The organism is Flavobacterium succinicans (genome assembly GCF_001662485.1).
GTDB classification, from domain to species: Bacteria; Bacteroidota; Bacteroidia; order Flavobacteriales; family Flavobacteriaceae; genus Flavobacterium; species Flavobacterium succinicans_A.
Genome location: NZ_JMTM01000053.1, coordinates 140255 through 167126, shown reverse-complemented (window position 1 = coordinate 167126; position 26872 = coordinate 140255). Strand labels below are relative to the sequence as shown.

At 36.0% G+C, this 26872-nt stretch carries 17 protein-coding genes and 1 pseudogene; 12 read left to right on the top strand and 6 right to left on the bottom strand.

The features are described from left to right. Positions 1-53: 53 nt before the first annotated feature. The 3 genes and pseudogenes from FLB_RS09675 (at position 54) to FLB_RS09660 (ending at position 5331) form a co-directional block, all read left to right on the top strand. Positions 54-1540: pseudogene (locus tag FLB_RS09675) on the top strand (OmpA family protein). 65 nt (positions 1541-1605) lie between these two features. Then, on the top strand, positions 1606-4371 hold the full coding sequence (locus FLB_RS09670) for a PD-(D/E)XK nuclease family protein (RefSeq protein ID WP_064715749.1): 2766 nt from the start codon (positions 1606-1608) through the stop codon (positions 4369-4371). Positions 4372-4671: 300 nt separating this feature from the next. Next, positions 4672-5331 (top strand): ATP-binding cassette domain-containing protein, encoded by a 660-nt coding sequence (locus FLB_RS09660; protein ID WP_064715747.1) that lies wholly within the window; start codon positions 4672-4674, stop codon positions 5329-5331. 6 nt (positions 5332-5337) lie between these two features. Here the strand turns inward: FLB_RS09660 and FLB_RS09655 are convergent, their stop codons facing one another. After that, on the bottom strand, positions 5338-6120 hold the full coding sequence (locus FLB_RS09655; RefSeq protein WP_064715870.1) for an alpha/beta fold hydrolase: 783 nt from the start codon (positions 6118-6120) through the stop codon (positions 5338-5340). Positions 6121-6329: 209 nt separating this feature from the next. On the opposite strand from FLB_RS09655, the gene FLB_RS09650 reads away from it, so the two are divergent. Together FLB_RS09650 and FLB_RS09645 are read left to right on the top strand one after the other, a co-directional pair. Further along, complete coding sequence (locus tag FLB_RS09650) at positions 6330-7571, top strand: AAA family ATPase (RefSeq protein WP_064715746.1); 1242 nt, start codon at positions 6330-6332, stop codon at positions 7569-7571. Next, positions 7561-8139 (top strand): hypothetical protein, encoded by a 579-nt coding sequence (locus FLB_RS09645; protein WP_064715745.1) that lies wholly within the window; start codon positions 7561-7563, stop codon positions 8137-8139. Before FLB_RS09650 ends, FLB_RS09645 begins: the two co-directional genes overlap by 11 nt. A 380-nt stretch (positions 8140-8519) precedes the next feature. Here FLB_RS09645 and FLB_RS09640 read toward each other — a convergent pair whose 3' ends face one another. Further along, positions 8520-9320: a TIGR00266 family protein gene (locus FLB_RS09640; RefSeq protein WP_064715744.1), complete on the bottom strand. Its 801-nt coding sequence runs from the start codon at positions 9318-9320 to the stop codon at positions 8520-8522. 156 nt (positions 9321-9476) lie between these two features. Next, complete coding sequence (locus FLB_RS09635; RefSeq protein WP_064715743.1) at positions 9477-10769, bottom strand: aminopeptidase P family protein; 1293 nt, start codon at positions 10767-10769, stop codon at positions 9477-9479. A 212-nt stretch (positions 10770-10981) separates the two neighbouring features. Here FLB_RS09635 and FLB_RS09630 point away from each other — a divergent pair, with 212 nt between their 5' ends. Next, on the top strand, positions 10982-13606 hold the full coding sequence (locus FLB_RS09630; RefSeq protein WP_064715742.1) for a WD40/YVTN/BNR-like repeat-containing protein: 2625 nt from the start codon (positions 10982-10984) through the stop codon (positions 13604-13606). Positions 13607-13966: 360 nt separating this feature from the next. Here the strand turns inward: FLB_RS09630 and aceA are convergent, their stop codons facing one another. Both aceA and aceB read right to left on the bottom strand, forming a co-directional pair. Then, on the bottom strand, positions 13967-15247 hold the full coding sequence (gene aceA / locus FLB_RS09625) for an isocitrate lyase (RefSeq protein WP_064715741.1): 1281 nt from the start codon (positions 15245-15247) through the stop codon (positions 13967-13969). Between the two features lie 321 nt (positions 15248-15568). Further along, positions 15569-17170 carry a malate synthase A gene (aceB, locus tag FLB_RS09620; RefSeq protein WP_064715740.1) on the bottom strand — a complete coding sequence of 534 codons (1602 nt, stop codon included), beginning with the start codon at positions 17168-17170 and terminating at the stop codon, positions 15569-15571. A 208-nt stretch (positions 17171-17378) separates the two neighbouring features. Here aceB and FLB_RS09615 point away from each other — a divergent pair, with 208 nt between their 5' ends. The 4 genes from FLB_RS09615 to FLB_RS09600 all read left to right on the top strand — a co-directional run bounded on the left by FLB_RS09615 (position 17379) and on the right by FLB_RS09600 (position 22319). Next, positions 17379-18860: an ImmA/IrrE family metallo-endopeptidase gene (locus FLB_RS09615; protein WP_064715739.1), complete on the top strand. Its 1482-nt coding sequence runs from the start codon at positions 17379-17381 to the stop codon at positions 18858-18860. 467 nt (positions 18861-19327) lie between these two features. After that, positions 19328-19858, top strand: a complete 531-nt coding sequence (locus FLB_RS09610; protein WP_157490594.1) for an outer membrane beta-barrel protein — start codon at positions 19328-19330, stop codon at positions 19856-19858. A gap of 60 nt (positions 19859-19918) precedes the next feature. Further along, the gene (locus tag FLB_RS09605; protein WP_197488953.1) at positions 19919-20461 is read left to right on the top strand and encodes a hypothetical protein; all 543 of its coding nucleotides are present in this window, start codon (positions 19919-19921) and stop codon (positions 20459-20461) included. A 19-nt stretch (positions 20462-20480) separates the two neighbouring features. Continuing rightward, positions 20481-22319: a T9SS type A sorting domain-containing protein gene (locus FLB_RS09600; protein WP_064715736.1), complete on the top strand. Its 1839-nt coding sequence runs from the start codon at positions 20481-20483 to the stop codon at positions 22317-22319. Positions 22320-22419: 100 nt separating this feature from the next. Here FLB_RS09600 and FLB_RS09595 read toward each other — a convergent pair whose 3' ends face one another. Next, on the bottom strand, positions 22420-23781 hold the full coding sequence (locus FLB_RS09595) for a hydroxymethylglutaryl-CoA synthase family protein (protein WP_064715735.1): 1362 nt from the start codon (positions 23779-23781) through the stop codon (positions 22420-22422). A gap of 341 nt (positions 23782-24122) precedes the next feature. Between FLB_RS09595 and FLB_RS09590 the strand changes: the two genes are divergently transcribed. Beyond that, entirely contained in the window at positions 24123-24788 is a 666-nt protein-coding gene (locus tag FLB_RS09590) for a succinate dehydrogenase cytochrome b subunit (protein ID WP_064715734.1), read from the top strand. An 11-nt stretch (positions 24789-24799) separates the two neighbouring features. After that, complete coding sequence (locus tag FLB_RS09585; RefSeq protein WP_064715733.1) at positions 24800-26809, top strand: fumarate reductase/succinate dehydrogenase flavoprotein subunit; 2010 nt, start codon at positions 24800-24802, stop codon at positions 26807-26809. Positions 26810-26872 lie beyond the last annotated feature (63 nt).

Sequence of the window (26872 nt, the reverse complement as noted above, 5' to 3'; positions counted from 1 at the left end):
AAAAATAAGTTGCTATTTTTGTTTATAATTAACTAAATTTTAATAGAATCATTATGAAACATCTTAACAAACTTTTAGTTGCTGTATTGATGGCTGCGGGTTTTTCTTCGCAAGCGCAAGACAGTAACAATCCTTGGGCTATTACCATTGGAGCTAATGCAGTTGATTCAAGATCGAGTGCTGGTCCAGAACACGTGAATTGGTTTCAACAACATTTTTCTCAGCCATTTGCTGTAAAAGACAATTGGAATATTCTTCCTTCAGTATCTTACATTAATGTGTCTAGACATATTAGTGGAGGTTTCTCTTTTGGATTGGCTGGATCAGTTAACAAAATTGATAAATTTGTGAATTTTAATCCAACTGCTAGTAATGCTGATGCAAGAGGAATGAGTGTAACAAATCCTGGAGATTTAATGTTTTACGGAATCGATGGAACAGTAAAGTACTCTTTCATGGATTTAATCGGTACAAAATGGTTTGATCCAAGCTTACAAGCTGGTGGAGGGTATACTTTCTTAGGAAAAGATAGCTTTGGTCACGTAAACTTAGGAGTTGGATTGACTTTTTGGTTTACTGAAAATGTTGGTTTAGCATTGTCTTCTGGGTACAGAATGGCATTGCCTAATGATCAAAGAAACGATGGTTTAAATCCAGAGTCTCCATCTTTAGTGCAACATACAGCTGGTATCGTTTTCAAATTTGGAGGTAAAGATACTGACGGAGATGGAATCTATGATAAAGATGATGCTTGTCCAGAAGTTGCTGGTTTAAAACAATTCAACGGATGTCCTGATACAGACGGGGTGACGGAATCGTTGACGGAAGTGATGCTTGTCCAGATGTTGCTGGTTTAGCAGCTTTCAACGGTTGTCCTGATACAGACGGTGACGGAATTGCTGATAAAGATGATGCTTGTCCAGATGCTGCTGGTCCTGCTTCAACAAAAGGTTGTCCTGATACAGACGGTGACGGTGTTGCTGATAAAGATGACAAATGCCCAACAGTTGCTGGTCCAAAAGATAATCAAGGTTGTCCAATTCCAGTAGTATTAGATGCTGATAAAGATGGTGTTCCAGATTTAGAAGATGCTTGTCCAATCGTAGCTGGTCCTAAAGAAAACAAAGGTTGTCCAGTAGTTGATGAAAAAGTACTTCAAGATTTAAAAGTTCAAGCTAGATCTATTTTCTTTGTAACTGGTAAATCTACTTTAGATGCTGCTAAACCAGCAACTGCAACTAGTTTAGACGCTATCAAAGAAATCTTGAAAAACTACCCAACAGCTAAATTCCAAGTTAATGGTCACACTGACAATGTTGGAAAGCCAGCTATGAACAAAAAACTTTCACAAGCTAGAGCTAAAGCTGTAGTAGATGCTTTAGTAGCAAGAGGAATTAATCCAGCTAATTTGTCTTCTAACGGTTTTGGATCAACTAAACCAGTAGCAACTAACAAAACTGCTAAAGGTAGAGCTGAAAACAGAAGAACTGAAGTAATTTATGTTGGTGGTGTTGACGGAGCGAGTGTTAACATTAAATAATTAAATTATTTTAAATATTATTTAAAGGCCGTTCTTAATTGAACGGCTTTTTTTATATTTATAAAATGACAAATCACTCTTTTTTAGACCAAATTGCGACTCAATTAATCACTAATTATTCTGAAGATTTTTCGAATACTATAGTCATTCTTCCCAATAAGAGGGCTAAAATCTTTTTAATAGAGGCTTTAAAAAGACAAATTACTGGAACTGTTTTTTGTCCTGAAATAACAAGTATAGAGGATTTTGTTCAAGACGTTTCTGGAATTCGTTCAATAGATTCGATTGCCTTATTATTTGAATTTTATGAAGTCTATTTGTCAATCACTTCGAAACAAAACCAACAATCCTTTGAATTATTTGCCAATTGGGCCAAAATGTTATTGCAGGATTTTAATGAAATCGATCGCTATTTATTGGATCCGAATCACGTATTATCTTATTTAAAAGATATTGAAGATATTAAAAAATGGGGAATAGCAGTAGAAGATAAAACGCAATTACTTGAAAATTATATTGATTTCTGGAAATTGTTGCCTCATTATTACCAATCGTTATACCACTATTTGTTAGAAAAAAAGACAGGGTATCAGGGACTGATTTATAGAGAAGCGGTAGCTAATCTCTCTTTGTTTTCAAAAAAAACTGGGTCTAAATTTTACGTATTCGCTGGGTTTAATGCTTTAAATGCTGCCGAAGAGAAAATTATTCAGCATTTAATCAGTATTGATAAAGCTACTATTTTTTGGGATGCTGATCAAACATTTTTGAATGATCCCTATCATGATGCTGGATTATTTATTCGAAGATTTAAAGAAAGTTGGAAGCACTACAAATCCCACCCTTTTGAATGGATAAAGGATGATTTTTCTAAATCTAAAAACATTCATATAATTGGGACACCAAAAACTATTGGGCAAGCCAAAATTGTGGGTAGCCTTATTGAAAAGACCATTGCTGAACAACAGGTGCCGAATCTCGATAAAGTAGCAGTAGTTTTAGGTGAGGAAAATCTTTTGGTGCCGTTGTTGTATTCTCTTCCTGCTTCAGTTGGTGCGTTAAATATTACTATGGGGTATTCTAGTAAAAATAACCCAGCGCAATTGCTAGTAGCAAAATTGTTTAAAATGCATACGAATGCTTTAAAAAGGAATCCTTCCCAGTATGTGTTTTATTATAAAGATGTACTCGATATTCTTACGCATCCATTAGTAGAATCTTTTGCAAACGCGGGCCATTTGGTTCGGATTATAAAAGAGAATAATTACACTTTTATTACCCTTAAAAAAATACTTGAGCTCCAAAACCAAACGAATCCATTATTCGATTTGTTGTTTCAAAAATGGGACAATGGTTCTATGGCAGTTTTAGACGTTATTTCTAGTTTGTTGTTGCTCTTACGCAATAATTTGAGTAATGATAATGAAGAAGAGAAATTAACCAAAGCTTTTGTGTTTTCAATTTTTACGGTGATTAACAAGTTGAAGAGTTATTATGCTCAACACTTGCATATTGATCAAATACCGACGCTTTTTGCTATTTACAAACAGATAATTGATTTGGCTGAGGTTTCCTTTGAAGGAGAGCCGTTGAATGGTTTGCAAATTATGGGAGTTTTGGAAAGCAGGGTATTGGATTTTGATACCGTCATAGTGACTTCAATGAATGAAGGAAAATTTCCTGCGGGTAAATCAATGAATTCTTTTATTCCTTATGATGTCAAAAGAGAATTGGGATTGCCTACTTTTAAAGAAAAAGATGCTATTTATACCTATCATTTTTATCATTTATTGCAGCGTGCCAAAACTATTTATTTGATTTACAATACCGAAAATGAAGGATTAGATGGTGGTGAAAAAAGCCGTTTCATCACACAACTCGAAGTGGAGAAACGTCCGAATCATATACTTACTCATGAGATTTACAATGCCACTGTCCCAGATTCGGCTTACTTGCCGATGAGTGTTGAAAAGTCGCCATTGGTTATGGAGCGTTTGAAAGAAATTGCAGAGAAAGGATTTTCACCTTCGGCCTTGACTAGTTACATTCGGAATCCTATTGATTTTTATTTCAAAAAAATAGTACGTATTCGAGATACAGAAGAAGTCGAAGAGAACATAGCTTTGAATACTTTAGGTACAATTATTCACAAAACTTTGGAGGAATTGTACACGCCTTTTATAGATAAGTTCATTTCGGAACAAGATATCGAGCAGGCTATTCAAAAAATTGATTCCGAGGTGTTGAAACAATTTAAATTGGTGTATAAAGAAGGCGAAATTTCCAAAGGACGGAATTTATTAGCTTTTGAAGTAGCGAAACGCAATGTGTTTAATTTTTTAAAATCGGAATTGCAATCCATAAAAGCCGGCGATGCTGTTAAAATTTTGGCTTTGGAAGCGACTTTTGAGCGTGTTTTGGAGCATCCGAGTTTGCCTTTTCCAGTAAAAATTGCGGGTAATGTTGACCGAATTGAAGTCCGAAACGGTACTATTCGAATTATAGATTATAAAACAGGTAAAGTAGAGAAAAGCAATGTTACCTTGAAATCTTGGAACGGATTAGTGGATGACATTAAAAATGACAAAATCATTCAAATTTTGGCGTATGCCTTTATGTATGAAACCCTAGCCAAAGAACAACCGATACAAGCGGGTATTATCTCTTTTAAAAATAGTAAAGCTGGATTTTTGCCTTTTACTTTAAAAGAAGATAAAACGGAAGAAACTACTATCAATGCGGCTATTTTGACGGCTTACTTGGAGCAATTAGTGAGTTTGTTGCAAGAAATTTTAGACCCAGCAATTCCATTTAAGGAGAAAGTTAATTAGATATGAGTTGGGTAAAAATCATCACTATTTTTCAGTTTTTTAAATCTACAATTTTGCTTAATTGTGCGGTTTGTCTATTGCCTTTATTGTTTGGAGGGACTGATTTTTTTAATAGTTGTTTTTTGAGTATAGGTTTTTTTTGTAGTCTTTTGTTTAAGGAGATTAATCGTAAAAATGAGTATTTGTTTTACTATAATAATCAAATTTCTAAGCCTGTTTTGTTTTTGTTTTCTTGGATGATGACCTTTGTATTGCTTGTATTACTGAATTTAGTGTATCATTTTATTAGAAAAATTTAGGATGAAACACGTTTTAGAAATAGATAGTATTCAGAAGAAATTTGATTTAAAACCAATTCTTTCTGATGTTTATTTGAAATGCGAAACGGGAGATATCATAGGGCTTTTGGGGAGAAATGGTTCTGGTAAATCTACATTATTGCAGATTATTTTTGGTGTTTTAAAAGCTGATTTTAAATTTATTAGAGTGGACGGTGTGGTAAAGTCCAAAACAAGTGAGTTGTTTAATGAAATATGTTATTTATCACAAGATAATTTTCTGCCCAAAAATTTTACTGTAGCCCAAGTAATAGCTTTATCCATAAAGAAGAATGAAATCAGTGCCTTTTATAATGATGAAATGATAACAACTTTGCAGAATAAAAATATTGGTGATTTGTCTTCAGGAGAGTTAAGATATTTGGAAATCAAGCTAGTACTCAATAACTCCTCTAAATTTGTGCTACTTGATGAACCTTACAATGGATTGTCGCCCTTATTGATTGAAAAAATTAATGATTTAATCCTAAAAAGCGCTGTTCAAAAAGGGATAATAATTACGGATCATAATTATGAAAGTATAATTGGTATTTCTACACGGTTGACTTTATTAAAAGAAAGTAAATTACACCACATCAAAAATAAAGAAGAGCTGGTCGAAAAAGGATATCTATCCCGATAAATACTTTTAAATTTTTTTCAAAAACTGTACTAATTCTTTAGTCAAATCGGATTCATTTTCGATGTGGCTCATATGACCGTCTGGGAAAGTTACCAACTCAACGGTGGTTCCCTGAATTTGAGTGACGGTTTCTTCGTAGTTCAAAACGGGATCTTTTTTTCCTAGGATTAATAGTTTAGGAAAAGCTGTAGTGTGGAGCAAGATTTCTCGGTCTTTACGGATTTTCATCCCTTCGAGAGAGGCGACGATGCCTTGTAGGGGCGTTTGTAAAGCTTCTATTTTTACTTTTTCGATGCGGTCATTTAGTCGGTCGCGGTTGTCCTCGCTGAATAAGTTGGCGATAGAAAGACGAATAAAGGTTTCGTAATCTTTTTTTACCGCTATAATGGCGCGGTCTCGGTTGGTTTTACGTTCGGGACTGTCTTCTTTGGCGGTGGAGTTGAGTAACACCAAGCCTTTGACGCTTTCAGGATACAACTCGGCGTAGGCTAAAGCTACGTAACCGCCCATTGAATGCCCGATGAAAACCGCTTTTCGCAGACGCAAACTAGAAAGCACTTCGTGTACTGCATCGGCATTGTCTTCCATAGTTTGGAGGTAACCCATAGGTTCGGTTTGGCCGTGACCTAACAAATCGATGGTGATGACGCGGTATTTTTGACTCAAAACGGGTACTAAAGCACTCCACATCGATTGGTTTTCTAGGAAGCCATGCAATAAAACAATAGCAGTTCCTTTTCCCGTGTCGGTGAATGCGATAGAGGTGTTTTTGTAGTGAAGGGTTTTCAAAGTTCGAATGTTTTTTGCAAAAGTACTTTTTATTTTTACACTTTTTGAATTCAAAATGTAACCTAATAAAGCCAAATGTTGGTTTTTAGCCCCGATTGTAGTGGAAAGCGGGACGTTAGGGGCAAGTTTCCCACAGAAAATATAGTCGATTAACAATATAATAGTTTCTAAAACTTAATTTTCTTAATTTTGTAGTAATTAGAAAAAAAATGAAGAAATTAATAATCCAAAATATAGGACCAATTTTAAATATTGAACTTGAATTGAACAAGGTTAATATTTTAATGGGACCGCAAAGTAGTGGAAAAAGCACTATTGCTAAAATCATAAGTTATTGTCAATGGGTTGAAAAAAGACATATATTAGATGGTGAATATAAATATAAAGTCTCTGAACAACTTTTAGATTTTCATAGATTAAGTGAAAATTATTTTTCTGATAAATCATATATAGAATATGAAACTGATTTTATTAAAATCAGTTATAAAGGGCAAAAATTAAAAGAAACTATAAAAAAGAAAAAGAATAATATTTCTTATAAGAAAGAAAAAAATATTTACATCCCTTCAGAAAGAAATTTTGTTTCAGTTATACCAAATTTGAGCAGATACAAAGAGACAAATGACAATATAATGAGTTTTGTTTATGATTGGTATAGTGCTAAAAGAAAATTTACGAAAAAAAATTCATTGCCAATATTAAATTTAGGAATAGATTTTTATAATAGCGAAGAAAATGATTTAGATGTTTTATTTCTTAATAAAATTAAAAAAGAAATTTTATTAAGAGAAGGTTCAAGTGGACTACAATCAGTTATACCACTAATTTTAATCATCGAGTATTTAACGGAAACCTTTTATGATGAAAACATATCTAACTCTGTAAATGAATTAGATTCAATAAATCATTTTATTTCTAAACATTTCACAGATATTATTAGTCCCAAAAGATTAAAAGATATAGTAGAAAAGCAAGATGTCAAAGAAAAAATTGAAATTTCAAATTTAGAAATTAAAAAAATAGCCAATGTATTTTTATCAAGAACTACATATCATAATACAAACTTTATAATTGAAGAACCTGAACAAAATCTTTTTCCTGAAACTCAACGAGATTTAATATACCATCTTTTAAATAAATTAAAATCAGAAAGAAACCATTCACTATTACTAACCACCCATAGTCCATACATTCTATACGCAATAAACAATTGTTTATTAGGATATACTATAAAAGATAAAATGCCTTTGGACGAACAAAATGAATTAAAAAGTCATAACTCTTGGTTGAATCCAGAATATATTTCAATTTGGCAAGTTAAAAATGGTGAGTTAATTTCTGTATTAGACGAAAGAACTAAAACAGTTACTAAACATTATTTTAATGAAATTACAAAAGATATTATGGATGAGTATTATGATATGTTAAACTATTTTGAGTATGCTGAATAAAATTAATGAATTGCTCCCTACTCATAATATAATAACAGAAAATTCGCCAGAGCTTTATGTTGTGGATTATACAAATATTAATGGTGGTAATGTTGTATTATTAAATTCAAAACCTATAGAAGGAAACGTTTACATTCAAAACGTGAATAGAGTTCCTATTTATTTTGATGGTTTTGATAATAATGCTTTAGAAATTTCAACAGGGATATACTCTAGACAATGTGAATGCATAATATTTCCTCAACAGAATACCCAAACGGATTGGATTTTAGCCATTGAAACTAAATATGTAAACAATTTAGAAAATGCCTTTAAAGAAAATTTTGATTATCCAAACTGTATGATAGATCAAATTATTCAAACCGTAAATTACTTCAGAAATAAAGGAATAATTGACATAAACAGAAGAGTAAACGCTATTGTTTCTTTTCCTACTTTAATTGAAGATTTTAGCTCAACATTTTTTACTGGAGATTTGTCTATTGAGGATATCTTAATTAATTATAAAATAAGAATTAGAGCTACAAATACTGCTGAAATCATAAGTAATAAACGAATAAATATATAAGACAGCAGCTAACACACTTGGCTGTTGCACAACTAAAAAAAAGACTAAATCTAACTTTTAATCAACTTTTTAAAGTGAGTAATTCGATTAAAATCAATATATTACATTTTAAATGATTTGATAAATCAGAATTTTAAGAGGGAATTTTAGTTGTGCAACAAGCACACACGCTATAAGCAATTTGGGCATTTGGCTTAATGGAAAAATTGGTTTTGTATTTGGAAGATTTGGCAAATCCGAAAGATGACGCTGATTAATCCCAAACTGCTTGTCGCGCGAGAACGGTGTTTTCAAAAAATTCCTGTGTTTACTGCTCCTAAAAAAAAATACCCCAAAATTGGTGTCTTTTGGGGTAGGGTGTTTTTGAAATTTTTCTGCTATTAAAAGCGGTTATCGCCGTCTAAAAGATTGCCGAGTCCGCCCAAAAGGCTGCCTTCTTCACGGCTACTGCCACCGGCTCTTGGGGCTGAAGCAATGATACGATCGGCCAATCTAGAGAACGGAAGCGACTGAATGTACACTGTTCCAGGGCCACGCAAAGTCGCGTAAAACAAGCCTTCGCCACCAAAAAGAGAGTTTTTGATGCCGCCAATAAACTCGATATCATAATCGACATCTTGGGTGAAACCTACGATACAGCCGGTGTCTACTTTGAGGATTTCGCCAGGTTGTAATTCTTTTTTGGCTAAAGTTCCGCCTGAATGTACGAAAGCCATTCCGTCGCCTTCTAGTTTTTGCATGATGAAACCTTCGCCGCCAAAAAGGCCAGTGCCTAATTTTTTGGAGAATTCAATACCCACGGCTACACCTTTGGCAGCGCAAAGGAAAGCGTTCTTTTGACAAATGAATTTTCCGCGAAATTGTCTCAAATCAATGGGAATGATTTTTCCGGGATAAGGCGAGGCAAAACAGACTTTGCTTTTGTTGTAATTTTGATTGATAAAAGCAGTCATGAACAGACTTTCTCCTGTTAAAACTCTTTTTCCTGCGCTCAATAATTTACCGAACAAACCCGTTTGTTGTTGGGAACCGTCTCCGAAAATGGTTTCCATTTGGATGCCATTGTCCATCATCATAAAACTTCCCGCCTCGGCAATGACAATTTCTTGTGGGTCGAGTTCTATTTCTACATATTGCATTTCTTCGCCATAAATATGGTAGTCTATTTCGTGTGCTATCATGATTTTGTGTTTTAAGGTTTAAGAAATTAGTAAGTGGTTAAATGGAAATGTTACATTATTTAGGCATAAAAAAACGGCATCCAAAATAGATGCCGTTTGTTGTTTAGGTTTTTTGATGTACAATTTCGCTTCAATTTGCGAATTTGCGGTTGAACTTTATGCGTTCATTAAGCTTTCGATTTCGTCTACTTCTATCGGAATGTTGCGCATCAAATTGAACGGTTCGCCTGATTTTTGAATCACCACATCGTCTTCAATTCGGATACCAAAACCTTCGGCAGGAATATAAATTCCAGGTTCTACGGTAAACACCATATTGGCTTCCATTGGTTCGTGGAGCAATCCGTAATCGTGCGTGTCGAGTCCCATATGGTGAGAAGTCCCGTGCATAAAATATTTTTTGTAAGCAGGCCAATCAGGATTTTCATTTTGAACATCGGCTTTGTCAATCAGACCTAAACCTAATAATTCAGAAGTCATAATTTTGCCCACTTCTACGTGATATTGTTTCCAAAGTGTACCTGGCGTAAGCATTTTTGTTGCTTCGTTTTTTACTCGAAGTACTGCGTTGTACACGGCTTTTTGTCTTTCAGAATAGCGCCCAGAAACTGGTATGGTACGGGTTAAATCGCTGGAATAATTGGCGTATTCGGCCGCTACATCTAGCAACAATAAATCGCCTGCTTTGCATTGTTGGTTGTTTTCGATGTAATGCAAGACATTGGCATTATTTCCAGAAGCAATAATGGGTGTGTAGGCAAACCCTTTGGAACGGTTGCGAACGAACTCGTGAATCAATTCGGCTTCTACCTCATATTCCATTACGTTGGGTTTCACAAAAGAAAGCAAACGACGGAATCCTTTTTCGGTGATGTTACACGCTTGTTGGATCAAATCGATTTCTTCGGTTTCTTTTATGGAGCGAATGCGTTGCAAAATGGGGTTGCTTTTGGCTACCGTATGTGCAGGATATTGTGCTTTCCATTTTTTGATAAAACGGTCTTCGCGAGTTTCGATTTCTACGGCTGAACGATAGTGCTCGTTGGTGTTGATGTACATCACTTCGGTATACATCATGATTTCTTTCAAGGTTTTGTCAAAATCTTGTAGCCAGAAAACTGTTTTGATTCCTGATACCTGAAACGCACGTTCTTTGGTTAGTTTTTCTCCTTCCCAAATCGCAATGTGCTCATTGGTTTCTCTCAAGAAAAGGATTTCTTTCAAGTGTTCGTAAGGTGCATCTGGGAACAATAACAAAATGCTTTCTTCTTGATCTACACCGGATAAATAGAAAATATCTCTATGCTGTGCAAAAGGTAAAGTGCTATCGGCAGAAACAGGATATATGTCGTTTGAATTAAAAACCGCAACGCTTTTCGGTTTCATTTGAGCAGTGAATTTTTCTCTATTTTTTACAAAAAGCCCACTGTTTATTTGATGATATTTCATAACAACCAATTATTTATTAGTAATACTCAAAAATAGTAACTTTAGTAGAAACGGGTGTTAATTTGGGTATAAAATTTTTGAGTCTCTATTTTAATGCTTAATTTTCGTTCAAAATTGATGCAAATGAAAGTCGCAAGGCCTAAAATTAGTTCAAAGAGAGATTAATTTTTGTGCGACTTCCTTATTCCTCTAAAAACAAATAGTTTTTACATATGAAAAAAATTGCCTTCTTAATCAGTGCCTTGACCTTTAGTGTTTCCTGGGGCCAAAATGGTACTACTACCACAACGCCAACTTTGTTTCAGGAGTTGACTTTGCAAAATGTTGGACCCACAGTAATGAGTGGACGCGTAGTTGACGTGGCGGTAAATCCTGAGAATCCTATCGAATTTTATGTAGCTTATGCCTCAGGTGGTTTGTGGTATTCGAATACGAATGGTTTGCGAATGGAACCTGTGATGGATACGGCGCCTACACTAAATTGTGGTTCTGTCTTTGTGGACTGGAAATCAGGAATGATTCTGGTAGGTACAGGAGAAATCAATTCTTCGAGATCTTCTTATGCAGGAATAGGTTTGTTACAATCCTTTGACAAAGGAAAAACCTGGAAAAATATTGGATTGACCGACAGTCATCACATCAGTAAAATTTTGGTCAACCCAAAAAATAGCCAAGAGATCGTTGTTGGAGTGGCGGGACATTTATTTACCAAAAACAAGGAAAGAGGTGTTTTTAAAACGACCGATGGTGGAAAATCGTGGCAACAAGTGTTGTTTGTAAATGATGAAACGGGAGTAATTGATATGGCTGTGGCAGAAAATAATTTTGACGTTATGTACGCCAGTGCCTGGCAGAAAGACAGAAAAGCACACAATTTCAATGGAAACGGAAAAGCTTCTGGTATTTATAAAAGTATCGATGCAGGATCGACTTGGCAGTTGATTTCTACCCCAGAAAGTGGCTTTCCTTCGGATGAATTCGTCGGGCGTATTGGATTATCAGCTTTTACTTCAGATAGTATTTATGCGGTGATGGATAATCAAAAAATGCGTCCATCGGCTAAAAAAGAAAAAGATCCCAACGATGAAGATCCAGAGGTAATTGGTGCCGAAGTTTTCAAATCTAGTAACGGAGGGAAAACTTGGGTAAAAACCAATACGAGCTTTATTGATGATTTTTACTCTAGCTACGGCTATTATTTTGGTGACATCACGGTAGACCCAAAAAACCAAGAACGAATTTATATTACTGGCGTTCCGTTGTTGTTTTCAGATAATGGAGGCAAAACATTTCAAGCTATTGATGGTGACAATGTACACTCTGATCATCACGTGGTTTGGATCAATCCTAACAATCCGAATCATTTGGTTAACGGAAACGATGGTGGTTTGAATATTACCTATGATAATGGAAAATCGTGGCAGTTATGCAACAGTATTCCAGTGGGACAGTTTTATGCGGTGAATGTCGACGAACAAGAACCGTATAATATTTATGGTGGGTTGCAGGATAATGGCGTTTGGGTTGGTGCGAGTAATTACAGTGCTTCTATCGGTTGGCAACAAGAAGGAAAGTATCCTTATGCCAGATTAATGGGAGGCGATGGGATGCAAATCCAAATTGATAAGCGCAATCCAAATATCGTTTTTACAGGATACCAATACGGAAGTTACTACCGCATCAATCGCGCTGATGAATCTAAAAGTAAGTTCATTGCGCCGAAAGCCAAAAAAGGAGATAAACCTTATCGATACAATTGGCAATCGCCTATTTTATTGTCATCTCACAATCAAGACATTTTGTATTTAGGGTCTAATTTTTTACACCGTTCTATGAATCAAGGCGATACTTGGACGGCTATTTCACCGGATTTGACTCAAGGAGGTAAACAAGGAAATGTAGCTTTTGGAACCTTGACGACCATCAGTGAAAGTCCTTTCGAGTTTGGAGTGTTGTATACGGGTAGCGATGATGGTTTAGTGCAATTCAGTAATAATGGTGGAGCGAGTTGGAAAGTGATTTCTACTACTTTACCACAAAACCTTTGGGTAAGTAGAGTAGTGGCTTCTGCGCACAAAAAAGAGCGTGTTTATGTCACACTTAATGGCTACAGAAATGACGATTTTACCAGTTATGTGTATGTGTCAGAAGATGCTGGGCAAACTTGGAAAAGTGTAGCGAACAATCTTCCTGCAAGTCCAGTCAATGTGATTTTAGAAGACAGCGTTTTGGATAGCGTGTTGTATGTAGGAACTGATAATGGCTTGTACATTTCTGTTGACGGAGGCGCTTCTTGGCAAGATTTCTCTAACGGAATGCCACCTGTAGCAGTGCACGATTTGGTGATTCAAAAGAAAGCCAAAGATTTAATTGTGGGGACACACGGTCGTTCTGTGTATAAAGTGAGTTTGAAACAAGTACAAGAATTGAAAAAGGAGGTTTTAGACAAAACGCTTTACGTGTATGAAATCAAAAACACAACCAAATCCGAAAGATGGGGTTCGAAACGTGGCGCTTGGGGTGACGAGTTTATTCCAAAAAATGAGCTTTGGTTTTATTCAAATTCGGTTGGAAATGTAAGCGTTAAATTAGAAAATCCTTCCAAAGAAATCGTGTATACAACTACTGTTGCCGCTCAAAAAGGATTGAATAAAGTGGTGTACGATTTGTCTATCGACAAAGCTGCGGCCGACAAATGGATGGCAAAAGATAAAAAGCTAAAAATAACGCCTGCTAAAAACGGCAAGTATTATTTGCCAGTAGCTAAATACACTTGGACACTTTCTAAAGACAAAGAGAAAGCAACAACACCTTTCGAAATTCTAGCGCCTAAATAATCTGTTTGGAAAAGCAACCATCAATTACGTAGGTTTTGCTTTAAAAGGATTTGATTAATGACTTTTTTTTGAACCATTTAAGGCATTTAAGTTTTTTGCGAACCTTGCGTAAACCTTTGCGAACCTTGCGGTTAAATTTCAACAAAGATTTTTCGTATTGACACGATTTAAAATAAATACAAAAGGCACGATTCCAAGTTGGTTTCGTGCCTTTTTTTGGCAAACATCTTTAACAATTATACTAAAAAAATACATTTTAGTCCAAAAGAGTTCAGGTATAATGCCGATATAGTATGAAAATAGTTCAATTTTTATTGGACTATATTGAATACATAATCGGTATAAACTTCTAAAATATTTTTAAAATTGTGCCACTTCTGTTGAGTCTTTCATTGCGGTTGTAGACGCTTTTCCGGTAGTAACCGTATTTTGAACGGCGTCAAAATAGCTAGTCCCCACAAAACCTTGGTGTTTTACGGCTCTAAAACCGTGTTGTTGCAAAGCAAATTCTCTTTCTTGCAATTCAGAGTAGCCCGCCATACCTCTTTCTTTGTAAGCTTTAGACAATTCAAACATACTCGTGTTCAAAGCGTGGAATCCCGCCAAAGTAATGAATTGGAATTTATACCCCATAGCCGCCAAGTCTTCTCTAAAGGTTTCCATCTCAGCTACTGATAGTTTCGCTGCCCAGTTGAACGAAGGCGAACAGTTGTAAGCCAACATTTTTCCGGGATATTTCGCGTGAATCGCATCGGCAAATTGTTTGGCGTAAGCCAAATCAGGATTGCTCGTTTCCATCCAAATCAAATCCGCATACGGTGCATAACTCAATCCACGGTCAATACCTTGCTCCACACCGCAGTTTACGTAGAAGAAACCTTCGTCTGTTTTTTCTCCTGTGATGAATTTGGCATCTCTTGGGTCGATATCGCTCGTTAGTAAGTTCGCAGCATCTGCGTCGGTTCTTGCTACAATCAAGGTTGGTGTTCCCATTACGTCGGCAGCCAAACGTGCAGCGATTAATTTATTGATGGCTTCTTGCGTAGGCACCAATACTTTTCCGCCCAAGTGGCCGCATTTTTTAGCAGAACTCAATTGGTCTTCAAAGTGTACACCCGCTGCGCCTGATTCAATCATCGATTTCATCAATTCAAAAGCGTTCAAGTTTCCTCCAAAACCTGCTTCAGCATCCGCTACAATCGGAACCAAATAGTCTTTTTTATCTGCGGTTTTATTCACCACTTGAATTTGGTCAGCACGCAACAAAGCGTTGTTGATTCTTTTTACAACCAAAGGAACACTGTTGGCAGGATACAACGATTGGTCAGGATACATTTCGCCAGCCACATTCGCATCGGCAGCCACTTGCCAGCCGCTTAAGTAAATCGCTTCTAGTCCAGCCTCCACTTCTTGAATGGCTTGATTACCGGTCAATGCGCCTAATCCGGCAACAAAATCCTGCGATTGCAATCTGTTCCAAAGTTTCGTAGCGCCCATTCTAGCGATACTGTGTTCAATTTGATACGAACCTTGCAATTGCACCACTTCTTCTGCGGTGTAAGGACGTTCGATGCCTTCCCATCTTGGGTTTGTTAACCAATCAGTTACTAATTCTTGAATGCGTGTTTCGGTGGTTTTCATAATTTCTTTTTTTTAATTCTCGGTTGGTTTATAATAGATTTTTTGTTTCATTTAATTATCAGGAGCGGCAAGCAAAGGGCTTTTTCAGGAAGTATGGTTCCCGCTCTCCGTTATATCTCTGTCCTCGCTCGTTCGCGAGTCCAGAGGATGCCACTGCTATCGGGGCTAAAAGCCAGCAATGTGATTTTCTGGAAAAACAATAGACGCAAGGTTTTAAATGCCAATTTTATTTGTTGCTATGATTCGTTTAATTAAAGCAATAAAAATTGGTGTTCATCTGTGGAATTCGTGGCTTACTTTTTTAATCGTTATTGTGAAGCACTATAAATACTGATACCCTAGAATCGTCAAGAACTCTACAAATTTTTTGTTCACTACCAGTTGGTCTAGTAATTTTTCTGCCAAGATGTAGTTTTCTTCCTCGTGTGCTCGATCACCCACTTGCTTTCTGATTTTTTCATATTCTTCCATGGCGATGCGATTGTACAGTTTTGTGGTTAACTTTTCGCCTGTATCCAGCGACACCTCATTTTGAAGCCATTGCCACAATTGCGACCTTGAAATTTCGGCCGTGGCAGCATCTTCCATCAAGTGGTGAATCGCTGCAGCGCCTTGCTCGTTTAGCCAAGAAGTGATGTACAGCACGGCCACATTTACGTTTTTGCGAATACCTTCCTCAGTAATGGTGCCCACTGGAATTTGCAACAAATCCGCTTCGGTAATGTGCAAATCCGCTCTCTTGATGTGAATATGATTTTTGGTCATCATATTTTCATTAAACACTTTCATCGCTATCGGCACCAAATCAGGATGCGCTACCCAAGTCCCGTCGTGTCCGTTTCTCGCTTCTCTTTCTTTGTCAGCAATCACTTTTTTGAAGGCGATATCGTTGGCTTCAGGGTCATTCTTAATCGGAATTTGTGCTGCCATTCCGCCCATTGCGTGAATGTTGCGTTTGTGACAACGCTGAATCACCAATTTAGAATACGCGTCCATAAAAGGCGAAGTCATCGTTACTTGATCGCGGTTCGGTACGATAAAGGCAGGATTATTTCTGAATTTTTTGATGTATGAAAAAATGTAATCCCAACGCCCGCAGTTCAATCCTACGATATGGTCTCTTAATTCGTAGATAATTTCGTCCAACTGAAAACTAGCGGTTATGGTCTCAATCAAAACCGTTGCTTTAAACGTACCGTGTTGCTCTCCAAGGTATTCTTGTGCAAATTCAAACACTTCGTTCCACCATCTGGCTTCCAAATAATGTTCTAATTTGGGTAAGTAAAAATAAGGAGCCGAACCGTTTCTGGCCAATTGGTCGTGATTGTGAAAAGCATACAACCCAAAGTCAATCAAAGAACCAGAAGCTTCTTCGTCTTCTATCAAGATGTGCTTTTCATTCAAGTGCAATCCTCTTGGACGCACAATCAAAACAGCAGTTTTTTCTTTTAGTGCATATTTTTTATTGCGTAATGGGTCGTCAAGTGTTATGGTTTTGTTTACGGCATCTTTCAGGTTTTGTTGTCCTTCCATGATGTTGTTCCAAGTAGGCGAAGTACTGTCTTCAAAATCGGCCATAAAAGTTTTGGCACCCGAGTTCAAAGCGTTAATCACCATTTTTCTATCTACTGGTCCAGTGATTTCCACGCGTCTATCGATTAAATCTTTTGGGATAGGAGCCGCTTGCCAGTTACTTTCTCTGATGCTTTTGGTCTCCAAAGGAAAAGTGGGTAACACACCATTATCAAATTGGACTTGTTGTGCTTTACGGGCTTCTAAAAGTTCCAATCGTTTAGCATTGAAATTTTCGTGCAAAGCCGTCAAAAAATCGATGGCTTCCTCAGTTAAAATGTTTTCGTGTTGTGCAATTTCTTCATTCAAAAATTGCCATTTTTTTTCGGTGGTTTCGGTTAGTGTTTTCATATGTTGATATTTTATTTTTTATCGGTCATATGTAATTCGCATATTGTTTTTGGTGGTTATTAGCCATTTAGTGCTATGCTCATTTCATAACTAGTTCATTTTGATATTGCAATACTACAAAAAGTTTTTTACAAAACAAGCGAACGTTCGCAAAAAATGAAAAAAATGTTTTTTGCGTATTTTGGTTTTTTAATTTATCTTTGATTTTATGAACATAGAGAAAGATTATATTAAGTTGATTTTTGGGCTTAAACTCAAGCAGGCTCGAATGAATAAGGATTTGTCTTTATTCGGTTTGGCGAAGATTACGGAGTTGTCCAAATCGTATTTGAACGAGATCGAAAAAGGAAAAAAATATCCCAAAACGGATAAAATTATTCTGCTGGCCGAAAAATTGGAGGTTTCCTATGACCAAATGGTGTCTTTGAAACTCGATAATAATCTAGCGCCTATCGGCGAAATTTTGAAATCGGGTGTGTTAAAAGAAATTCCGTTGGAATTGTTTGGTATCCAAGAAGCAGATTTGATTGACATTATTGCCAATGCACCCGCAAAAGTGACGGCCTTTATTAGTACGATTATCGAAATTGCACAACATTATAATCTTACCCGTGAAAGTTTCTTTTTGGCGTCTTTGCGTTCTTATCAAGAAGCACACAATAATTATTTTGAAGATTTAGAAGAAAAGGTATTGTTGTTTTGCAAAGCTTTTCACGTAGATGTAACCACAAACATTTCTATCGAGGAGTTAAAGGCGATTCTAAAAGAGGAATACGGCTATACCATCAAAGAATTGGTGTTTTCCGAGCAAGAAGAAATGGGTGATTTACGTTCAATTTATGTGCCTACAAGCAAAACCTTATTGCTTTCGGACGAAATTGATGAAGGGCAAAAGGCTTTTGTGTTGGCCAAAGAAATCGCTTATAATTTTATGGAAATCAAAGAGCGTTTGTATACGTTCAGTTGGATTAAATTCGACAATTTTGACCAAGTCTTGAATAATTTTTACGCGTCTTATTTTGCAGGTGCGTTGTTGTTGCCTAGACAAAAGTTGATTGATGAATTGAATTTGTTTTTGGCTAAAGAAAATCCAAAACCACAAGAAATGGTGCAATTGATGACGCAATTCAACGTCTCTCCAGAATCCTTTTATCAGCGATTGACGAATATTTTGCCGAAGGATTTTAATTTGAAAAACTTATTTTTCCTGCGTTTGTCTCACAAAATAGGTGCCGATACCTACCAAATCAAAAAGGAACTACATATTACCAATCAACAAGAACCGCACGCCAATGAAATGAACGAGCACTACTGCCGCAGATGGGTGTCGATTAAAACTATTGAGCAATTGTTACAACAAGGCAAGACGCATTTTTTTGATGCGCAAGTCTCACGTTACGAAAACAGCAGCAATGAATATTTGGTATTTTCCTCGGCTACGCCCGATCCGTTTAAGAAAGATTGTTTGCGAAGTATTTCGGTGGGGATTTTAATCACGCCATCGGTAAAGAAAAAGTTCAAATTCTTAGAAGGCGATGTGGTGCCTAGACAATTAGTGGGTGTAACCTGCGAAACTTGCGCGGTAAAAGATTGCCAAGAGCGCGCCTCAGAACCCATTCATCTCAATCAAAAAATACGCAACGAAAACACCGAAGCCATCGTTCAGAAATATATGGCGAAGTTTAGTTGAAAAACAACTTAGATTTACTACCATTCTCATTAAAAGAGGTAAAGCTCCATTATTTTGTTTTTTACTTTCTGGACAATATTATAGGTATATGACTACATTAAAATGCTTTTAGGGTAAAAAAAATAATATTTTTGTAAGATTTTTTTTTTTTTTTTTCATTAAAATGTTTTTCTATATTTGGTTATTAATCTTACATTTTGTTCCAAAGAATACATACCACTTCAATTTTTAGGAACTATTTTACTCTTGGTAAAGAGGGAGTGTGTTTATTTCAAAAACAATTTTTGTGTTTATAGAACGGTATTCGTTATGGAATATTGAAGGCTATTGGTATGGACTATTTTAAAGTAAAAATAGACAACCAGTCCGTCGATTTTCTTGGTTAACAAGTATTAAATACCAAAAAAAGAATTAACCAACCAAAAAATAAAAACAACTTTTTAACCAACCTTTAAATTATGAAAAAAATGAAATTTTTAAGAGTACTCACGGTAGCCTTATTGTTTGCAGGAACAGTATCCCAAGCCCAAATCACCAAAGGGAATTGGATGGTAGGAGGGAGTGGAAGTTTTTTTAGTGGTAACCTTAAATCCGAGACTGATAATCTCAATTTTTACGGCTTTGACTTGAGACCCAATGTCGGTTACTTTATAGCTGACAAATTTGGAGTGGGTTTAACTCCTTTGTTAACATATAGTAAAACAGAGGGAGGAAGTTCAGTTACTAATTACGGTATAGGTCCTTATGTTAGATATTATTTGCTAAAACCTGATAAAATAATTAACGTATTAACTCAGGTTGGCTATTCTTATGTAGGAACTAGCAACTCAAATGAAAATAGTACAGCTGTAGATTTTAAAGCAGGGCCGGTAATTTATTTTAATAGCAGTGTTGCGTTTGAAATGACACTCAATTATAATATTAATAATCTTAGTTCTGACACAAGATACAATATTTTTAGTGTTGGGATGGGATTTCAAATACATTTAGAAAAGTAATAAGCAATAAATTATGAATAAATAAAACAACTTTTAACCAACCTTTAAATTATGAAAAAAATGAAATTTTTAAGAGTACTCTCAGTAGCCTTATTGTTTGCAGGAACAATCTCCCAAGCCCAAATCACCAAAGGGAATTGGATGGTAGGAGGGGATGCGTTTTTTAGTAGTGTAACTAATAAAGATGCTAATGGGTCAGTAGAACAAAGCAGCACACAACTTTTATTTAGTCCTAATTTAGGATATTTTTTTATAGACCGTCTAGTAGGAGGATTAGGAACATCCTTTGGATTTTCGAGGATTAATGGTAATAATAACTCAACTTCTGGAATTAGTGTTAGACCATTTTTACGATATTATTTTTTAAAACCAGAAAATAGGATTAATGTGCTTCTAGAAGCAAATTATTCTTATGCAAAAGATTTTAATAGTTCTGACTTTAGCAATCGGTATGGTTTTAAAACTGGGCCTGTAGTTTATTTTAATAGTAGTGTGGGCTTGGAAATGATTATAAAATATGAACATAGTTTTGTTAGTATTGATTCTAGAACAGCCGATAATTTTCAAGTTGGTTTAGGTTTACAGATACATTTAGAAAAATAATAATCTTAACAGAAAGACAATGAAAAAAATAATGTTAATGTTTGTAGTGCTTATTATCTCTTTTTATTCAATTCAAATGAAAGGGCAAATTAAAGTGTTTTTGGAAGAAGTAAAAGTTAATGGTGTTAGTATAAACAACTGTTCTGCGATTAATTTCGGGGCTAGCAATACAGTTAGTTTAGCATTCAAATTGAGAATTACAAAGTCTAATACTAATATAGTACAGCCAACTTCAAAATTAAGTTTGTATATATTGAGAAACGGGAGTAGTACTCCAAAATTTATAGATGGGTTAATTGTGGGTAATTCTGCTTTTGGATTAACTGGTGAGAATTGGTCTGGAAATTTTGGCGCAACCTTACAAGCCTCTGATATAGATGCGACAGGTAGTATTTTTTATGGGGTTTATGAAATTGAGACAAATAATACAAGGGAAACTTGTACATATCCACTAACAAAAACTACTCCCACTTTCACGCTATCGCCAACTAGTACGAGTGTGGCTTGTGGGGATACGAGTCCTAGATCATTTTCGGTTAATGCAACTAATATTCCACCAGGTGCATCGTTGAGTTATGTTTGGAGTTATAGTGGTTGGTCTGGTACAGCTACAAATACCAATACTATTACACTTGCTCCGTTTCCTGGCACAGGGTTGCCATCTAATGTTACGGTACAACCTATTCTTAATAATGTAAACCAAGCTATATTGTCTTGTAGCGTTAACAGGGCTCCATTTGTATCGGTATCCGAGATTTCAGGACCCAAAGGGATTTGCTCAGGTAGCGGTAACTATAGTATTTCTAACACAGCAGGTCAAACTGTGACTTGGAGCTTATCAAATACAGCTATAGGTACTTTGAGTAATCCTTCAAATACAGGAGTAACTGTTGCATTTTCAGGCAATGGAGCACAAACATTAACCGCTACAATAACTAATGCTTGCGGACAAATTGCTACTGTACCTTTTGTGATAAATGATGGTGCGCCAACTTTTACGAGTAATGCTCAAATAATAGGTGCTTCAAGTTTATGTTCTGGTGCTACTACTTTTACTTTGTCTAATTTAGAGAATGGTCAGACTGTGGTTTGGAGTTTATCTAACACAAGTATTGCGACTTTGTCTAATGTGTCAAATACACAAGCTACCCTAAATTTCATTAGTAATGGATCGCAAACGCTAACAGCAGTAATCACGAATTCTTGCGGACAAACTAGAACGGTTTCAAAAACATTTTGGATGGGTAAGCCACTAGGATTACCTTCTGGTTTAGCAGGTCCTTCCACTGTTCAATCTGGTGCAATAGCTTCTTATAGTGTAAATTCCGCTTTGCCACGGGGAGCTACTTCTTTTGAATGGTGGTTGCCATTTCCTTATGATACCGTTGCTGTTTTTGATTACTTTGGTCAAAACTGGCAAAAAATTGAAGGCATAAGTTCTGCAGGAAGCAGTATTAATGTGTTTACGGGTTATGCTGGAACATCAGGTTTGATTCAAGTAATGGGTGCCAATGAGTGTGGTTGTGGAGGTGCTAGAACTATAAGTGTTACACATGATTCAGGTGGAGGTGGTGCTATTGCAAGAATGCCAAATCCTAATGATTCCAACGATTACGTTGTTTATCCAAACCCCACAAGCGATTGGATTACAATAGAATTGAAAGATGAAAAGTCGAAAACAAATAAATCGACAAGATTAAAAGGGGAGCTATTTGATTTTACTGGGCAAGTGAAAGCAATTGTTGACGTAAAAGAAACAAAGGCAAAAGTTAATGTTCAAGGATTACAAAAAGGAATGTACATACTCAAAATTTATAGTATTGATAAAGTTGAAACCCATCAAATTGCTGTAGAGTAAAAAATAAATAGCAGAATAAAAAAGGCTGTCTTCAAAATTGGAGACAGCCTTATGTTTTGTTGCAAATTTGTAAAGTAAATTCAGCCTTAAAAAAACTATACTACTCCATCCATTTGTAATAACGAGCGCCTAATAAGTTGGGATTTTCGTTTTCGATACGATCCAAAATCCATTCGTTTTTTGGGGTGCGAATGGGTTGTTTTTGTTCCTTTTTGTGGAGTTTTTCGTAGGTTTCAAAATCAATAGCGACGCTTTTTTCTAGCGTTTCAAATAGTGCTACAGGTTGCAAGGCTTTTTTCCATTCGCCTTGAATGGTTCCTTCGAAAACTTTAGATTTAGAGCCACTTCCATAGGCTAAAAAGCCCATTTTTTCGTTGGCGATTTCAGTGTTGGTCTCTGAAAAATGCGCTAAAGTCGATAGCAATCCCATAAAGATAGAACCTGTATATAAGTTTCCGATTAAAGAGGAAGCGATTTCTGCAGGTTGCAACTTTTGACTTACAAAATCTTGATAAGCCTGAGTTTTGCTGATTTCTTTAAGTTTGTTTTGATATTCTTCTGGAGTTTCGTTTCCGGTAATAATGGCTTCGGTTGCATCTAAAGCATAAATTTCGGTCAACATACGTCGTCCTTGAAAGGCATACGGTAAATGCATCACAATGCTTTTCCAGTTGTTGTAAATCGTTTCAGAAGTGTTTTTTTCTTTTTTGAAAGCAAAGTAGGCATATTTGGTACGATCCATATAACACTGATTTGAATACTGTCCGTCAAACACCGGTTGGTCTTTGTGAATTTCAATTTCTCCTTCCAAATTATCAAACCAAGCCTCGTTGTTATTATTGCCTGTGATTTCTAGTTTTGAGATAGTTCTGTAAGGTTTAAAAAAGTCAAATACACCTTTCGTGCTAACGCCCCAATGATTCTCAAAAGCAATAATTCTTGGGTTAGTAGAGATGAGTATGGCTACAGCTCCTGCGCCTTGGGTGTATTCTCCGGTGGAGTTCAGGTCGTATTTGGCAAAATCAGTAGTAACAACAATGGCTTTTTTAGTGGGATTTAATTTTACAAAATCTAAGCAATTTTGTAGTGCATCCACTCCTCCAATACAAGCAAAAGTAAAATCAACGGCATCGCAATGGTTTAAACTGTTTGCTCCAAATTTTTGTTCCATCAAGGCTACCAAAAACGAAGCGATGGGTTTCGAACTATCAATAGCACTTTCGGTTCCAACGTAAATTCTAGCAATGTCGTCTAAAGCTATTTTTTGATCTTGGATAAGTTTTGTCAAGGCATTGGCTCCAAAAACTACAGTGTCTTGATGGGCATCGGCGAGTGTCATATTCGTCAATCCGAGTCCTTTTTGCAATTTTGCGGGTTCTATATTTCGAGCTTCTGCTAAGGTTTGTATAGGTAAGTGTATTTTGGCTACGTCAAAGGATAGGGCATCAATTCCGATTTTCATGGTATATCAATTTTGAAATGCAAAGGTAAAATGACAGGAGCCAAATGCAAGATTTTTATCCTTTTATTCTTCTGGATGTGAATTTTTTTTAATAAAAAGGAAAATAAATTGTTTTGTTGTTAAATCGCTAATTTTTTCTAAATTTTCAGTCTTTAGCCTTGTTTTTTGTTAATTATTTTAGATTTTTTTAAATTTTGTTTAGTATGTTTTGGTTTTTTATTCCTTATGGCTGCTTTATGTTAAACACTTTAAAATCATTATAAATAAATAGGAAAGGGTTGTGATTCCTTTTTAATTCCCTTATTTTTGTGTGGAATTTTTATTAATCAATATAAAAAAATATGGCACAAACTACGTTGTTAAAGTCTTCTATTGCTAGAAAAGTGGCAATGGCATTATCGGGACTTTTTTTAATTACTTTCTTGTCATTGCATTTTTTCATCAATATGGTGTCTGTTTTTAGTGCAGATGCTTTTAATGCAATGTCTCACTTTATGGGATACAATCCTTTAATTCAATTTGTGATGCAACCCATACTTATCGCAGGGGTAGTTTTCCACTTTGTAATGGGTATGGTATTAGAGTATCAAAACAGAAAAGCTAGACCGGTAAGTTATGTAAAATATGATGGAGCTGCTAATGCTTCATGGGCTTCAAGGAATATGATTATTTCTGGATTGGTGGTTTTGGCCTTTTTAGGTTTGCATTTTTTCGATTTTTGGATTCATGAAATGACTTATAAATATGTAGAATCTGGAGCAATCAATGAAACAAGATATTTTGAAGAATTGGTGGCTAAGTTTGAAAGTCCAGTTCGTACAGGTATCTATGTGGTAGCCTTCGTTTTATTAGCGATTCACTTATGGCATGGGTTTAGTTCTTCTTTCCAATCTGTTGGATTCAACAACAAATTCTCCGCTACTATTCAAAAATTAGGATATGCATTTGCAATTGTGGTTCCTGTTGGATTCATATTTATTGCTTTATTTCATCATTTTAATCATTAATATCAATCAAAATGAAATTAGATTCTAAAATACCTGAAGGTCACATTTCTAAAAAATGGACAGATTATAAAGACCACTTACGATTAGTTGCTCCAAACAATCGCCCAAAAATTGATATTATCGTTGTTGGAACCGGTTTAGCCGGAGCCTCTGCAGCAGCATCTTTTGCTGAAATGGGTTATAATGTTAAAGCATTTTGTTATCAAGATTCTCCTCGACGTGCACACTCAATTGCAGCTCAAGGAGGGATCAACGCTGCAAAAAATTACCAAAATGACGGAGATAGTACCTTCCGTTTGTTTTATGATACGATAAAAGGAGGAGATTATAGAGCACGTGAGGCAAACGTACACCGTTTGGCTGAAGTGTCTGGAAATATTATTGACCAATGTGTGGCACAAGGAGTTCCTTTTGCGCGTGACTACGGAGGAATGTTGGATAACCGTTCTTTTGGAGGAACTCAAGTACAACGTACATTTTATGCTGCAGGACAAACCGGACAACAGTTGTTGTTAGGAGCTTATTCTGCTTTATCTAGACAAATTGGTTTGGGTAAAATTGACATGTACAACCGTCACGAAATGCTAGAATTAGTAAAAGTGAACGGAAAAGCTCGTGGAATCATTGCTCGTAATTTAGTTACTGGAGAATTAGAAAGACATTCGGCTCACGCAGTAATTATTGCAACAGGTGGATACGGAAATGTATATTTCTTGTCTACGAATGCGATGGGTTCTAATGTTACTGCAAGCTGGAAAATTCATAAGCAAGGTGCTTTGTTTGCTAACCCATGTTTTGTGCAAATTCACCCAACTTGTATTCCAGTACACGGAACCAATCAATCGAAATTGACTTTGATGTCCGAGTCATTAAGAAACTCTGGACGTATCTGGGTACCAAAGAAAAAAGAAGATGCAGAAGCGATTCGTGCAGGTAAACTAAAACCAACACAAATTGCTGAAGAAGATAGAGATTACTACTTAGAAAGAAAATATCCTGCGTTTGGTAACTTAGTGCCTCGTGACGTTGCTTCTAGAGCTGCTAAAGAGGTTTGTGATGCTGGTCACGGTATCGAAGCTAATGATACTAATGAAGGAGTGTATTTGGATTTCTCTTCTGAGATTCAATCAAAAGGGAAACAAGTAGCTTTTGCTAAAGGAAATCACAATCCTTCGCAAGAAGAGGTTCTTTCTTTAGGTAAAAAATGGTTAGAAGAAAAATATGGTAACTTGTTTACCATGTACCAAAAAATTACAGACGAAAATCCATACGAAACTCCAATGAAAATTTATCCAGCGGTACACTATACTATGGGGGGTGTTTGGGTTGATTACAATTTAGAGTCAACTATTCCGGGATGTTTCGTAGCTGGAGAAGCGAATTTCTCTGATCACGGAGCCAACCGTTTAGGAGCTTCTGCTTTGATGCAAGGATTGGCTGATGGTTATTTCGTATTGCCATATACTGTTTCTGATTATTTAGCGGATGACATTCGTACAGGAAAAATCTCTACTGATTTACCTGAATTTGCAGCAGCTGAAAAAAGCGTGAAAGATTCGATTGATAAATTCTTGAACAATAACGGAACAAAATCTGTAGATCATTTCCACAAACGTTTAGGATTGATCATGTGGAATAAAGTAGGTATGGGGCGTAATGAGAAAGGTTTGACTGAAGCCATTTCTGAAATTGCAGCTTTGAAAGCAGAATTCTACAAAGACGTTTATGTTCCAGGAAGTGCAGATGAGTTGAATCCTGAATTAGAAAAAGCATTACGTGTGGCTGATTTTATTGAATTAGGACAATTAATGGCAATTGATGCTTTACAACGTCTAGAATCTTGTGGTGGTCACTTCCGTGAAGAATATCAAGATGCTGAAGGTGAAACACTTCGAGATGACGAAAACTTTAAGTTTGTTGGAGCTTGGGAGTACAAAGGAGACGATATCAATCAAGAAGTACTTCATAAAGAAGAATTGAAATACGAGTTTATTAAAATAGCCGCAAGAAATTATAAATAGTAATTAGCGATAGAAATTAGCGGTTAGTATTAATTCGACTATAAGCTAATCACTTTAAAAATA